The sequence below is a fragment of the Arthrobacter alpinus genome (genome assembly GCF_001294625.1).
In the GTDB taxonomy this organism is placed as follows: domain Bacteria; phylum Actinomycetota; class Actinomycetes; order Actinomycetales; family Micrococcaceae; genus Specibacter; species Specibacter alpinus_A.
Window position 1 is genome coordinate 733,735 of record NZ_CP012677.1, and the last position, 15,512, is coordinate 749,246.

Sequence of the window (15,512 nt, forward strand, 5' to 3'; positions counted from 1 at the left end):
GACCTGTGTCACGCAGTGGATTGAATCCATGGGGAACAAAGCCATGGGAAACAGATCCATAGGAAACAATGAGGATGGCAGCGTACTCTGGTTTTCATGCCACGGTTCGCCGGGGGCGGGAAAGCAGATTCAACAATTGTCGGGCGGGTGACGTGCATGAGGATACATGGCCGGGGGGCAGCGTCTGCCCGTTCGTGGCCGGGGCAGGGACTGAAGCTAGGCTCCGTGACCTTGCTTGTGGGGTTATCGGGGCTCATTCTGTCCCTGCTTGGCTGCCAAGGAAGCAACGTCAACCCAACGGCACCCGAACAAGCGGCGTCCAACCACGCTCACAACCCAAAAGTGGTGGTCATTGGCGACTCGCTCAGCACTGGCTACGGAACGTCCCCGGAGTATGCCTGGCCGCAACTGATCAACGCCGATCCCCACGACACAGACGACACAGACCACAAACCGGACCTGAAAAGCGCCGCGCAAAATGGCAGTGGCTATACGGCCATCGGGGACAACCGCTCAACGTTTGGTTCACAGGTGGAGCAGGAAGTGGAGGACAACACCGGGCTGGTCCTGTTCTTTGGCTCGGTGAATGACCGGGGGAAAGAACCGGCAGCCATAGCCAACGCAGCCATGGCAGCCTACGCCGCAGCCAAGGCAACAGCTCCGGGGGCCACGCTGCTGGTGGTGGGGCCGCCGTCGTACACTGACATGCCCGACGCGCAAACGCTGGCAGTCCGGGACGCGGTGGAAAAGGCAGCAGGGGCTGCAGGGGTGACCTTCGTGGATCCCATCGCCCAAGGCTGGTTCCTGGGTCAAGCCCCCGGGCTGGTGGGCCCAGATGGCGTACACCTTTCCGTAGCCGGCCAACGCTATGTTCAGGTGCAGATGAGGAACCTCATCGAGAAGTACTCGGAGGCGACGCCCGCCACCGGAGCTGCGCCCTCCACCCAAGGCACATGACCCATGGGCAACAAGCATGCGTGGACGACGGCCGATCTGATGGCCACTGATCACCGGATACTGGTTGACGGGCAGGAACGGAGCTACTCCATGGTCACGGCCGCCCCGAGAAATAACGGGCCCACCCCCGAGCTTGCCGCTGTCCTGATTTTCTTGCACGGCTCCAACCAGACGGGGCCCAAGCTGCGTGCTTTTAGCGGGCACAGCCTTGACGGCCTGGCGGTGAGCGGCCGCGTGGCCGTCGTCTACCCCAATGGCCACAGGAGTGTCTGGAACCATGCGCGTGCGGGCGCCGGGGCCGTGGACGACATGTCCTTCATGGCGGCGCTAGTGGAGCATTTTCACCAGCTGCACGGCCTCCTTCCCGTCATAGCGGCCGGTTACTCCAACGGCGGGCAGCTGGTGATCCGGATGATCCATGAGATTCCTGGGAAGCTCGACGGCGCCGCCATCTTCAGTGCCACCCTTCCCCGTTCTGGTGGGTTGGCTTTTGCCGACAAACAGCAGCCGATGCCTGTGGTGCTGATACACGGGACACGGGACCTGGTGGTTCCCTACAACGGTGATGCCGGTTTTCTGGGCCTCGGCTTCAGGAACAGGGGACCGTCCGCTCCGGAAACCGCCCGCTATTTTGCCGCCCGGAACAACATCACTGCCCCGCCGCTCGTCTCACGCCTGCCGCACCGAGCAGAAAGCGGCAGCACGTACGTCACACTCACCAGTTACGCACAACAGGGTCGGGATCCGGTGAAGTTGTACACGGTTGTTGGCGGCGGGCACGTGGTCCCCAACCCGCACAAAAGTGCCATTTTTGTTTTGGGTAGAACCACCCTGGACATCAGCGCAGCACAAGCCCTGACGGAGGCCTTCCCAGTCCTGCGTGGCTAAGCGGGCGCCCCGCCAGCAACCCATAAGTCGCCAGCAAAAATCGATTAATCGATCGTGTGGAGCAATCAGCTAGGATAATGGCGGTGCCGCAACTATCCCAGTTCACGGATGGTTCACACCCGAGTGCCCTCCCGATTCGGATGATTCAAAGGTTAGCCATGGCATTGCACCACCTCTTCACCCGGTCCGCCAGTAAAAAACAGCTGTTCACCGCAACTGGTGCGCTGGTTCTTTCGGCGGCAGTGGTGACAGGTGCCATCGTGTATCCGGGGTTCACCACCGCCGACGTTGACCTCAATGACGGTAGTGTCTGGGTGACTAACCGCGCCGACGGCCTGGTGGGCCACCTCAACGACCAGTCCAAGGTCCTCGACGGCGGATTCACGGCCACCACCACCAACTTTGACGTGGTCCAAAACGACAACAACGTCTTCATGGGCAACGACGGCGGCACCTTGCTGAACCCCGTAAACATCCCCATGATGGCCATGGCCTCGGAAACCACCTTGGGCGGCGGAAAACAGGTTTCCCAGGGCAGAAACATTGTTGCACTGAGCGATTCCGGCGCCGGCAAGGTGTGGGCCGTGGCGAACCTGGACGTGCCCGGATTCAATGACAAAGCCACGGCCCCGGTTCTTACCGGACTGCGCGGCGCCGTTTCCGTGACCGCCCCGGATGACACCATTTACACAGTTGAAGTTGAGTCCGGGGACCTGATCACCACGGTGCTGGACGACGCCGGCAAGGTCGCCTCCCAGAAGCGGGTGAACCTGGCGGGCCTGGCCGGATTCAAAGACGTGCAGTTGAGCGTGGCCGGTGGCAATCCTGTGGCGTTTTCGCCCGAGGCCGGCAAACTGTTCCTGCCCGGCGGCAAGAGCGTGGGGGTCCCTAACGCCCAGGGTGCGCTGTTGGCACAACCAACAAATGACGCAAAATTTGTGGCGTTGGAAAGCGCCACGGCACTACTGCGTCAACCTTTGGACGGGTCCGCAGCGACGGTGCTTGAGTTGGGTTCCACCGGTAAGGCTGTGGCCCCCGTGGTACAGGGCGATTGCGTCCACGCCGCTTGGTCCGGGGCCAACAAGTATGTGCGGGCGTGCCCGGACAGCGGGGATCTCATCGACATCCCCAAAGCGAGCGGCACCTCAGTGTTCGTCTTCCGCAAGAACCGCAACGTGGTGGTGCTCAACGACATCAACACCGGCAATGTGTGGCTCGTCAACCAAAACATGCTGCTCGTGAACAACTGGGATGACCTGAAGACGGACCTGAAAAAAGCTGACAACGCCGACAAGGAATCCGCCGATCCTAACGTGGTCAGCACCCTGCCGGACAGGACGAAACCAAACCGCCCGCCGGAGGCCGCCCCGGACTCCTTTGGCGTCCGGGCAGGGAGAACAACCATCCTGCCGGTTTTGTTCAACGACTCCGACCCCGATGGTGACGTGCTCACGGTGGAGCCCCCCGCCGTCGAACCCTCCATAGGTGCCGTGCAGTCCATCTATGGTGGCACTGGTCTGCAGGTCAACGTTCCGGAAGGGCAAAAAGGTTCCGGGCAGTTCGGCTACATCGCCAATGACGGCCGTGGCGGCACATCCCGTGCCGACGTGTCCGTGCGGGTGGTTCCGCCCAGTGAAAACTCGCCGCCGATGTCTGTGCGTGATTCCACCATGGTGGTGGAGGCGGGCCAGACCATGAGCCAAAACGTGCTCTCCGACTGGATCGACCCCGACGGCGATGACATCTTCTTGACGGACGCCGTCTCCGACGATCAGAGCGCCGTTATCAAGACCAGCCCCGACGGTGAGCTCCAATACACCGACGACGGCGAAAGCCCCGGCCTGAAGACCATGACGATCACGGTTTCCGACGGCCAGGCCAGCACCGAACAACTGGTCAAGGTCAACGTCAAAGTGGGTGGCACGGTGCCGCCGGTGGCCAACGCCGACTTCTTCCGATCCGTGGTGGGCCAGCCCGTGCCACTGTCACCGCTGAAAAACGACCAGGACCCCGCTGGTGGCACACTCCGCCTGGCCAGCGTGTCCAAGCCCGCCAACGCCACCGTGTCCAAGATCGCGGACAACGGCACCGTGACGTTCACCGCCACCGTGCCGGGCCCGGTATACCTGGAATACCAGGTGACGAACGGGCCCATGAGCGCCACCGGTCTGATCCGTGTCGATGTGGACCCCGCCGACACCGCCGGGCCTCCGGTGGCCGTGAAAGACGTGGCCATGCTCCCGTCGGGCGGTTCCGTGCTGGTGGATGTGCTGGGCAACGACTCGGACCCGGCCAATGGTGTGCTGGTGATTCAGTCGGTGGATGTCCCGGGCGGGGCGCCGATCTCGGCCACCATCATTGAACGCAACGTCATCAAGCTCACCGACGTGCGGGGCCTTAACGGACCCCTGGGCATCAAATACACCATCTCCAACGGCGTCGCCAGTGCGGTCGGGGAAATCTCTGTCATCAGGATCCCGGCGTCAGATAAACTGTTGCCTCCGCGCGTGGAGCCGGACACCGCCGTCGTTCGGGTGGGGGACGTTGTCAGCATCCCCGTCCTGGCCAACGACACCGATCCCAACGGTGAGGTACTCAAGGCTCCTGTTGTGGTGGAAGCCGGTGACCCGGACGCCGGCAAGCTCTTTGCCGACCAAAACCAGCTGCGCTACATTGCCGGGCAGGCGCCCAAAAAGGTCACCGGCGTGTACCAAGTGGCCAACAGCTCCGGGCAGATGGGTTCTGCCCCCGTCGACATCACCATTGTTGCCGCCGACCCGGAACGCAACCTGCCGCCGGCACCCAAAAACTTGACGGGCCGGGTCATCGCCGGGGACAAGGTGAAGATCCCTGTCACGCTGAACGGCATTGACCCCGAGGGGGACTCCGTGGAACTGGTGGGCATCGACAAGGCGCCCAAACTGGGCACGGCGGAAACCGGCAACGGCTACATTTTTTACACAGCCGGCGGCAGTTCTGCAGGGACGGACACGTTCACCTACAGGGTCCGTGACAGGCTCGGCGCCGAGGCCATCGCCCGCGTGGATGTGGGCGTGGCGCCTCCCTTGGCCATGAACCACCCACCCGTCACGGAGGACGACTTCATCACCATCCGGCCGGGGCGCAAGGTAGCCCTGGACGTGGTGCTCAACGACTCCGATCCCGACGGCGGCGTGCTGGGACTGGTGAAGGACGGTTTCAGGGGTCCTGAGGGAATGGCGCCCACCGTCTCGCCCCAAGGCAAGGTTGTGCTGACCTCGCCCACGGAAACCGGCGTGGCCACCATGATGTACACGGTGGTGGACAAGTTCGGGGCCACCGCCACCGGCAACATTCGCATGACCGTCACCCCGGACGCGCCCTTGAAGGCGCCCATCGCCCGCGACGACCGGGTCACGGTGAAACAAATGCTGGGTAGGAACACCGTTGACGTGCCCGTCCTTGACAATGACGCCGATCCCGACGGTGTGAGCGAGACACTTAAGGTCAGTGTGGTCTCCGCCCCCGGCATGCCCACCACCAGCGCCTCCGTCACCTCCTCCGGCGCGGTGCGTGTGGCGTTGGAAGCCGCCGAGCAGATGATCCCCTACACCATCACCGACCAGGACGGCCTGCAGGCCACGGCCATCATCTGGGTGCCAGGCCTGGACAAGCAGTACCCGGTGCTGGGCAAGAACGACGTCATCCGTGTCACGGCGGGCCAGAGCGCCACCATGAAGCTCTCCGAATATGTGCAGGTCCGGGAAGGGCGCCAACCCCGCCTCACCGAGGCCTCCAAGATCTCACTTTTAGGCGCCGCCAACGACAACGTCATTGTGGGCGACGGCGCAGGCATCAACTATGCCGCGGACATCAAGTTTTATGGCCCGGGGTCCATCACCTTTGAAGTCACCGATGGAACTGGTCCTGATGACCCAGACGGCCTGAAGTCCACGCTGACCGTCATGACGATCGTTGACCCCGCGTCCTCGGATGCGGCGGACAAGGACAAGGAGAACACTCCTCCCACCTTTACCGGTTCAACGCTCGAGGTTCCGGCTCAAAAGACAGCCACTTTGGACGTGGGGCCGCTGGCCTTCGACGTAGACCCGGGCGACAAGGAAAAGTTCAAATACTCCATGGCAGGCGCAGCCCCGGCGGGCTTCAAGGTGGAGCTGAAGGGTACCGTACTGACGGCTACCCAGAATGACGGCACCAAGGTGGGCGCCACAGGCACTATCCGGCTGCAAGTCACCGACGGCAACAGTGAACCGGTGGCCGCCGACGTCGTACTCAAGGCCACTTCCTCCCCGGAGCCGCTGCCCGTTGCCAACGATGACATCATCCTTGACGCCCACGCGGGTCGCGAAGAAGTCATCAAGGTGCTGCTCAACGATGTGAACCCCTTCCCCGACACCCCGTTGAAGGTGGTGGGGACATCCATGGAAACGGGCAGCCCGGGCATCACCGTCAGCAACAAGGACGATTCCGTCACTGTCAACACCGAGCCCAACTACAAGGGCACGGTGGTGGTGCGCTACATCGTCGCCGACAAGACCAAGGACGCCGACAGGTACGCCAACGGACGCATTCGCATCACCGTCAAGGGCAAGCCGGACGCCCCCTCCAAGCCGCAGGTGGTGGAGGAGAAGGACCAGTCGGTGCTGTTGAAGTGGGTCCCGCCCGCTGACAACGGATCGCCCATCACCCGGTACACGGTTGAGTGGGTGGGCGGCCGGCAGGACTGTGCAGCAAACACCTGCACCGTCATGGGACTGAAGAATGCCCAGGCGTACAAGTTCACTGTCACTGCCACGAACGACGTCGGCACGTCCGCGCCGTCGCCGTCCTCCGTCAGTGCCACACCCGACCGCATGCCCGACGCCCCGGCAGCGCCACAGACCCTCTTTGGCGACCAGCAGGTTGACCTCTCATGGGTGACCCCCGTGGGCGAGTTCTCCGCCGTGACCAAATACAATGTGCAGATCTCGCCCGCCCCGGCAGGACAAAACGGCCAAAAGTCCGCCGTCACCGGGAACAAGCTGACGTGGACAGGTCTGGCCAACGGCACCGAGTACCAGTTCCGGGTCCAGGCTATCAACAACGCCCCGAACCCCTCCGAGTGGGGCAAATACTCGGCGTCGGTCATTCCCGCGGGCCTGCCCACCGTCCCGGCCATACCCCGGGTCGACACCAGGGCTGCGGTGGGAACCAACAGCCAGGTGGCTGTGACCTGGCCGCCGGTCACTGACAACGGTGACCCGATCAGTGCCTACGAGGTGGAGCGTACGGGCGGTGGCCAAAGCGCCACGACGCAAATCGTCACGAATACCACCGCCACGTTCTCGGTCAGCACCTCCACCGAGGGCTACCAATACCGGGTGCGGGCCACCAACAAGGCAGGCACCACAGCCTATGGCGCCGCGTCCGCCCCGCAGCGTGCCGTGGGCAAGGTGGATGTCATGGCGGCCCCCGCAATCAGCATTGTGGACCCGAACGGAAATGGCGGCTACGTCACCGTGACGTACACGCCACTGAGCGCCAACCAACTCAACGGCTATGCCGCGGGGGAGGTGCAATACTGCGTCAAGCTGTCCACGGCAGCCGAAGCCTGCGGCGTGCCCTCGGGAGCAAAGCTGGCTTCACCCAATGCCGAAGTCGTCTACGCCACGGTGCGGGCCCAAGCCACGGCAGGGTCCTGGTCCTCCGCCGGTGACGCCTCGGCCGCCTCGGGCACCGTGGCACCATACGGAGTGCCGTTTGCGCCGACGGTGGCCGGTTCCACCGCCCCCGCACAGGTCAAGACGGTCAGCTGGAGCTGGGGTGTGGCCAACGCCAACGGCAGTGACATAGTCCGGTACGAGATCAGCCTTAACGGTGCGGGGTGGGCCTCCGTGGGCGGCAATAGGATCTACTCCACTGCCACCGGCAACTTCAACGACACCGCCACGCTGAGCGTGCGCTCCTGCCATGCAGGTGCTTGCGGCGCCGGCTCCCCGGCGGTGACCTCACGGGCAGGATCGGCCCCGCCGCCCCCCGTAACGCAGTGGAACTTGACGAACTCCGGCAACGACTCCTGCATGGATCCTGCCGGCGGGACCAACTGGACCGGCAACGGCTGCAATGGCGGCCACTGGTTAAACAGGGGCGAAACCATGACGACAACGTGCTACATCAACAGGGGAGGGTCCCTGCCAGGCCCGTGGTATAGGCAAGTAAGTGGGCCAAACGCGGCGAACAACGGCCTCTACGCGCGATGGGACGCCTTCAACACGGATAGAAACGCCCACCCCATCGCGCCGATTCCGCTATGCTGAGTCTTCTGCGCCCGTGCTGTTGTCCCTCAACTGGTGAATAACACCAATAAGTGGATAAACTAATCCGGGGCGCCGATGTGCACACGATCCGGCCCGCAGCAGTGCAAAGCAATCGAGCAAGGATAGTCCATGTCATTAGCGTCGTTGTCCGCCAAGACTTACCGGAACAAAAAGTTCCTTGGTGCCAGTGGCATGCTGGCGGCCATTGCCACAGTGGTGGCCGGTGCGGTGATCTACCCCGGGTTCACCAGGGCCGATGTTGACCTCAATGACGGCAGCGTGTGGGTGACCAACCGCAGCATGAACATGGTGGCCCACCTCAACGCCGAATCCAAGGTGCTCGATGGCGGTTTCACCGCTACCACCGAGAATTTCAACGTCCTGCAAAGTGCCGGCAGCGTCTTTATGAACAACGACGGCGGCACCCTCCTGAACCAGGTGGACGTCCCCGCCATGTCGCTGAGTCAGGACGCGGTACTGGGTGGTTCCAAACAAGTTTCCCTGGGCACCCTTGTGACATCCGTGGCCGACCCGGCCTCCGGCAAAGTGTGGGTCACCTCCAACAAAGGCGTGAGCTCCTTCGGTGAGAAAACCACCAAGGCCGCCCTCACCGACATGCCCAACGCCCAGGCAGTCGTGGTTCGCAAAGATGGCGAGGCCAGCGCCAGCACTGTTTTTGCGCTGAACCCCAAAGCCGGTGAACTGACCACCCTGACAGTGGACCCTGAAGGCAAAACGCTGGAATCGGCGGTGGCAATAATTGACGGGCTGCCGGATTCCGCCAATCTGGAGCTGACCGCCGTGGGGGAGAAGGCAGTGGTGCTGGATCCCGACGGCGGCACCCTGTTCCTGCCCGGCAACAAGAAGGTCGCGGTCCCCGATGCCAAGGGTGCGCGTGTGCAGCACCCCAGTGCCTCCGGCGATTCGGTGGCCGTGGAAACCTCCAAGGGCCTGATGGTGCAGCCCTTAGGTGGCGGGCAGGGCGTGCGAACGTCCCTGAAGGCGGCGGGCAAGCCCATAGCCCCCGTGGCGCAAGACGGCTGCGTGCATGCAGCATGGCAGGGCGTGAACGAGTACCTTTTGTACTGCGCCGGCCAAGACAATCAAGCCCAAGCCATCCCGAAGGCCGGTGCCGGCTCCGCCTTGGTGTTCAGGCAAAACCGGGATGTGGTGGTCCTGAATGACATGACCGGTGGAGACGTGTGGTTGGTCAACAACAACCTCATGCTGGTCAATAATTGGGACGACCTCACCACCGACAAGCAGAAGGCGGACGACGTCGACAAGGACTCTGCAGACCCCAACGTGGTGAACACGCTCCCTGACCGGACCAAGCCGAACAGGCCCCCGGAACCTGCCGCCGACTCCTTTGGCGTCCGCGCCGGGTCCACCACCATCTTGCCGGTGCTGTACAACGACTCCGATCCTGACGGTGACGTCCTGACGGTTCGCGACGTCAGCGCTCCGCTGAAGGCGGGGGAGCTGGAAACCATCTACGGTGGCACGGGTCTGCAGCTGGCGGTCCCGGCAGGCACCCCTGCTAGCAGCGAAAGCTTCAACTACACCGCCGACGACGGCCGCGGCGGGACCGCACCGGGCGCAGTCTCGATCCGGGTGGTCCCTGAGAGTGAAAACTCCGCCCCGGTATCCATGCGTGCTACCTCCATGGTGGTGGTGCAAGGCCAGACGATCAGCCAAAACGTGCTCGCCGACATGATTGATCCTGACGGCGATGACATCTTTTTGGTGGGTGCCACGGCCGGCGACGACACAGCAGAGGTGAAGTTCACCCCGGATGGAGAGCTCAGCTACGCCGACAACGGCCAGAGCGTGGGCCAAAAGACGCTCACCCTCTCGGTCTCGGACACACGGGCAGTTACCGAGAAAAAGATCACCGTCACGGTCAAGCCCTCCGGGGCTGTGCCCCCCGTGGCCAACGCCGACTATGTGCGGGTCGTGACAGGACGCACGGCCGTGGTGGCGCCTTTGAAAAATGACCAGGACCCCGGCGGAGGCGAGCTGCGCCTTGCCAGTGTGGACAAGCCCACGGTGGGCACGAGTTCGCCGATTTCCGACAACGGAACCTTCACCTTCACCTCCTCCACACCCGGGGCCGTGTACCTGAACTACCAGGTGACCAACGGGCCGCAGAGCTCCACCGGGCTGATCCGCATCGACGTGGTGGCCCCGGATGACTCCCTGGCTCCCATCGCCGTAAAGGACACCGCCATGCTGCCAGCAGGCGGTAGCGTCCTGGTGGATGTCCTAGGCAATGACACGGACCCGGCCGGGGGTATCCTGGTGGTCCGCTCCGTGGAGGTCCCCGAGGAAGCGGGCCTCTCCGTGACCGTCCTTGACCACAAGGTGGTCAAGATCGCCGACGTACGCGGCACCGGTGCACCCGTCTCGATCAAATACACCATCTCCAACGGTCACGCCACGGCCGTGGGTACCATCGCCGTGGTGACGATTCCGGCGCCCTCCACGCTCCAGCCGCCCATCGCCAAGGAAGATGCCGCCACTGTCCGCACGGGCGACGTGGTGCGCATCCCCGTGCTGGCCAACGATTCTGATCCCAACGGAGACGTGTTGAAACGTCCCGAAATCACCCAGGCCCCCGACGAGTCGGCCGGCAAACTGTGGGTGGATCAAAACTCGTTGCGCTTCCTGGCCGGTGACACCCCGGGCACTTACTCCGCCATCTACAAGATCACCAACACCTCCGGGCAGGCGGACTCCGCGGCCGTCACCATCACCGTGATGGCACAGGACCCCGAACGGAACCTCCCGCCGGCGCCGCGCAACGTTCAGGGCCGGGTCATCGCCGGATCCTCCACACGCATCCAGATCCCGTTGGACGGGATCGACCCCGACGGCGACTCCGTCCAGTTACTTGGTATCGACACCCCGCCAGCCCTGGGCACGGCGGTTGTCGGTAACGGTTTTATCTCCTACACGGCGGCCGGCAACTCGGCGGGCACCGACTCCTTCACCTACAAGGTCAAGGACCGTTTGGGGGCTGAGGGCATAGGCCAAGTCCAGGTGGGCATCGCCCCCACGGAAGGGAACAACCACCCGCCCAAGGCCCAAGATGACTACATCACCATCAGGCCTGGGCGTCAGGTGGCCCTGGATGTGCTGCTCAATGATGCCGACCCCGACGGCGACACCTTGGCTGTGCGCAAGGACGGCTTTGAGGGCCCCGAGGAGATGAAACCCTCGGTCACCGAGCAGGGCCGGGTGCTTGTCACTTCACCGTCCGCCCCGGGCATGGTCACCATGAGCTACACGGTGGCTGACCCTTCCGGTGCCACCGTCAAGGCGAACATCCGCATGACGGTCACCCCCGAGGCCCCCCTGCGCGCACCCATTGCCCGCGACGACTCCGTCTCAGTCCAGGAGGCCTTGGGCAAGAACACCGTTGAGGTCCCGGTGCTCAAAAACGACGAAGACCCCGACGGTGTCGCAGAGAACCTCAAGGTCACCCTGACCCGGCCCAGCGAGAGCGCCAGCATAGAATCCGCCGGGACCGTGCGCGTGACCTTGCTCCCCGAACCGCAGATGATCCCGTATACGGTGACCGACCAGGACAAGCTCAGCGCCACCGCCATCATCTGGCTGCCAGGCACGGGCGCCCAGTACCCGGTGCTAAAAAAGAGTGATCCCATCAAGCTGGCGGCAGGCACCTCAGCCACCTTGAACCTGTTGGACTACGTCAAGGTTCGTGAGGGCCGCACCCCACGCCTGACCCAGGCTGACAAGATCAAACTGATTGGTGCGCCGTCGGCCAATGCCGTGAACGCCAGTGGCGACGGGATCGTGTACGCGGCAAATCCGGACTTCTACGGACCCGGCTCCATCACCTTCGAGGTGAGCGACGGCGCCGGGCCCGACGATCCGGACGGGCTGAAGTCAACCCTGACGGTCATGACCGAGGTGACGCCGTCGCCGGCCAAGAACCTGCCGCCGAAGGTGACGGGGACGCAGCTTGAGGTGGCGCAGCTGGAATCGGCCACACTGGATCTGGCCAGGCTGGCAAGCGACCCCGAAAACGACAAGCTGACCTTCAAACTGGTCGGGGACAAGCCGGCGAACATCACCGCTTCCCTGGACGGGGCCACCTTGAACGTGGCCACTGGCAAGGACGCCAAGCTCGGTTCCACGATCACGCTGGACTTCGAGGTCACCGACGGCAAGAGCGATCCCGTCAAAGCCTCCGTGGGTGTGCGCGTCATATCCTCCACCAAGCCCCTGGCTGTTGCCAACGAGGACACTGTGCCCGATGCCCACGCCGGCCGGCAGGAAAGCGTGGACGTCCTGGCCAACGACACCAACCCGTTCCCCGACACCGCCCTGAAACTGGTGAATGTCAAACTGATCACCGGCGCCAGCGGCACGGCGGTGGAAAAAACCTCCTCCAAGGTCAATGTCACCGCCCCGGAGAATTTCACCGGCAACGTGGTGGTGGGCTATACCATCGAGGACAAGACGGGGGACAAGAACCGCTGGGTGGATGGCAAGATCACCCTGAACGTCAAGGGCAAACCGGGCATCCCCGCGGCGCCGCGCGTGCAGGAAGTCAAAAGCAAACAGGTCATGCTGCAATGGACCACGCCCGTTGACAACGGTTCGCCCCTGACCGGCTACACGGTCATGAAGAGCGACGGCGGCACACAGGAGTGCGCCACCAACACGTGCCTGATCACCGGGCTCACCAATGCCAAGCCGTACACCTTCACGGTCAAGGCCAACAACGCCGTGGGCAGTTCCGAGTTCTCCAAGGCATCGGCACCGGCAACTCCCGACGCATCCCCAGACACTCCCGCCGCTCCTACGGTAAAGCGTGGGGACCTGAGCTTGGATCTGGGCTGGGTGGCACCCGTGGGTGAATACTCACCCGTGAAAAGCTACAACGTGGAGATCTCCCCGGCCCCGGCAGGGCAAAACCCGCAAAAGACCGCGGTGGCAGGAACCACGCTGACGTGGAAGGGCCTGACGAACGGCACCGACTACAAATTCCGGGTGCAGGCAGTGAACAGTGCCCCGGAACCGTCGGCGTGGAGCACCTACTCCCTGGCAGGCAAACCCGCGGGCAAGCCGTTCACCCCCGGGGCGCCGGTCCTGAAGGTCCTGAACACCCTAGGCTCGGCAAACCAGGTTCAGCTCGATTGGGTGCAGCCGAACCTCAACGGCGGCATCCTGAAGAACTACACGGTGACCAAATACCTCGATGGCGCCAGCCAGGGGGTCACCACCACCACCCAGCCCACCGCCGTCATGTCACTGCCCAACGGCACAGGCAACTACACCTTTGCCGTGGCCGTATCCACGGAAGTTGACATCTCGGACCTGAGCCCACAATCCAAGGCCCGACGCTCCGTAAGTGCCCCCGGGCCTGTCAGCGGTCTGAGCATTGCCCCCTCCAACACGGGCGCCGCCGGGCGGGAAATCACCGTGAATTTCACCCCGCCCAGTGGTGCGGCGTTGGGTGGTTCCACTCCCGGTGAATTGAAGTACATGGCAACGGTGTCTCCCGGCGGCACACCAACGGCCATCGCCTCCGGCGCGAAGCTGACTGCCTCAAATGGAGCCTCAACCACCGTCACCATCGAGGTGACTTCAAGCGCCACGGCCGAGAAGAGCGGCAGTGTTACCTCCGGCGCGACCACGCCGTACGGTGTCCCGGGGACGGCAGGTCTTAGTGGGGGCAACGGTGCGCAGGACAGCCAACTAGTTTCCTACTCTTGGAGTTACCCTGGCGGGGCCACGGACACGGTCAGTGTCCAGGTGCAGGTCGACGGTGGCGCATGGTCCGCCAAGGCCAGCAATGGCAGCGCCAGCTACAACACCGGGGCATTCAACAAAACTGTCACCATCAACGCTAGGACTGTCAACTCCGTGGGCACCTTTGGTCCGGTGCAAACTGTGACGCCCAGGAGCGGGGCACAGACGCCGCCGAAGCCCACTTCCTGGACGGTCCAGGCATCGCCGGTTCGAAGCTGCCTGGATATCGCTACCGGGAACGAAAATCACTACTTCCCCGGCCCGCCACCCACCTGCACCTCGCAATGGTTGGACACGAACGTTCCGGTCGAAGTGAACTGTTACAGGAATTGGGGAAGCCAACCCTGGTACCACATCATCACTCCGGGCTATGAGACGTGGAACCACGTCCAAGTAGCCACCACCAACAGGCCCAGTACAAGCGGAATACCGCAGTGTTGAGTCGCAGTGCTGAGCCTGGGGCAGTGCCGCCGGCTCGGTAGGCGAGCCCGAATGCAGAATAACCCCAATTATTGGATAAACTACTTCAGGTTTTCGAGCAGGCATTTAGAAATGCAGAGCAAATGAAAGAGGAGACAATATGTCCATGACGCCCGAACAGGCCACGTGGTTTGCAGGAACATTTGAAAAGCTGGTGGCCAATGTTGGGCAGGCAGTCTTGGGCAAGTCGCATGTGGTGAGCCTGACACTGGCCGCCATGCTGGCTGAAGGACATGTCTTGTTTGAGGACGCCCCGGGCACCGGTAAGACCATGCTGGCGCGCGCCCTCTCGGCCACGGTCAAGGGCTCGAATTCGCGCATCCAGTTCACCCCGGACCTGCTGCCCTCCGATGTCACCGGTGTCACTATTTACGATCAAAAGACGCAGATCTTTGAGTTCCACAAGGGGCCGATTTTTGCCACGATCGTACTGGCCGATGAGATCAACCGAGCCTCCCCGAAGACGCAGTCTGCACTCTTGGAGGTCATGGAAGAATCGCGGGTGACAGTCGATGGCACCACATATGAGACGGGGCGCCCGTTCATGGTCCTGGCCACCCAGAACCCCATTGAGCAAGCTGGTACCTACCGCCTGCCCGAGGCTCAACTTGACCGCTTCCTGATCAAGACCTCCATTGGCTACCCCGATCACGCCTCCACGGTGCAACTGCTCTCCGGTTCCGGCCAGCGTGACCGGACGTCGAACATGCAGGCCATCATCACCCCAGCGGCCGTCGCGGAGATGGCCGATCTTGCTGCCACCACGCATACCGATGCTGCAGTGCTCGAATATGTCTCGCGCCTGTGTGAAGAGACCCGCAGCGCACCGGAAACCCGTTTGGGTGTCTCCGTCCGCGGCGCCATCGCCATGGTGCGCCTAGCCAAGGTGTGGGCGGCCGCCAAGGGCCGCAACTACGTGCTGCCGGACGACATCAAGGAACTTGCCCCCTACGTGTGGATGCACCGTTTTGTCATGGACCCTGAAGCGGAGTTCGCCGGAGCCACGCCGGAAGTTGTCCTGAGCCGGGTCATGGCCGAGGTCGCCGCACCGCAGCAACGCGCCACAGCTTAAACAAGCGCATTTCATCACGGACCGCCTAAAGGACA

Annotated in this window: 5 protein-coding genes; all 5 read left to right on the forward strand. The window is 63.2% G+C overall.

Annotated elements, in window-relative coordinates:
* The first annotated feature begins 225 nt into the window (after nt 1-225).
* The 5 genes from AOC05_RS03160 (at nt 226) to AOC05_RS03180 (ending at nt 15,477) form a co-directional block, all read left to right on the forward strand.
* Nucleotides 226-957, forward strand: a complete 732-nt coding sequence (locus tag AOC05_RS03160; protein ID WP_062005623.1) for an SGNH/GDSL hydrolase family protein — start codon at nt 226-228, stop codon at nt 955-957.
* Nucleotides 958-960: 3 nt separating this feature from the next.
* Nucleotides 961-1,845, forward strand: a complete 885-nt coding sequence (locus tag AOC05_RS03165) for an alpha/beta hydrolase family esterase (RefSeq protein ID WP_062005625.1) — start codon at nt 961-963, stop codon at nt 1,843-1,845.
* Nucleotides 1,846-2,003: 158 nt separating this feature from the next.
* Nucleotides 2,004-8,141, forward strand: coding sequence for an Ig-like domain-containing protein (locus AOC05_RS03170; protein WP_062005627.1), 6,138 nt, complete (start codon nt 2,004-2,006; stop codon nt 8,139-8,141).
* Between the two features lie 129 nt (nt 8,142-8,270).
* Entirely contained in the window at nt 8,271-14,366 is a 6,096-nt protein-coding gene (locus AOC05_RS03175; RefSeq protein ID WP_062005628.1) for an Ig-like domain-containing protein, read from the forward strand.
* Between the two features lie 139 nt (nt 14,367-14,505).
* Nucleotides 14,506-15,477: an AAA family ATPase gene (locus AOC05_RS03180; RefSeq protein ID WP_062005630.1), complete on the forward strand. Its 972-nt coding sequence runs from the start codon at nt 14,506-14,508 to the stop codon at nt 15,475-15,477.
* Nucleotides 15,478-15,512 lie beyond the last annotated feature (35 nt).

What these genes read in the sequence shown, in the direction of transcription:
- AOC05_RS03165 (WP_062005625.1), top strand. Translation starts at nt 961, where the DNA reads ATGGGCAACAAGCATGCGTGGACGACGGCCGATCTGATGGCCACTGAT.
- AOC05_RS03170 (WP_062005627.1), top strand. Translation starts at nt 2,004, where the DNA reads ATGGCATTGCACCACCTCTTCACCCGGTCCGCCAGTAAAAAACAGCTG.
- AOC05_RS03175 (WP_062005628.1), top strand. Translation starts at nt 8,271, where the DNA reads ATGTCATTAGCGTCGTTGTCCGCCAAGACTTACCGGAACAAAAAGTTC.
- AOC05_RS03180 (WP_062005630.1), top strand. Translation starts at nt 14,506, where the DNA reads ATGTCCATGACGCCCGAACAGGCCACGTGGTTTGCAGGAACATTTGAA.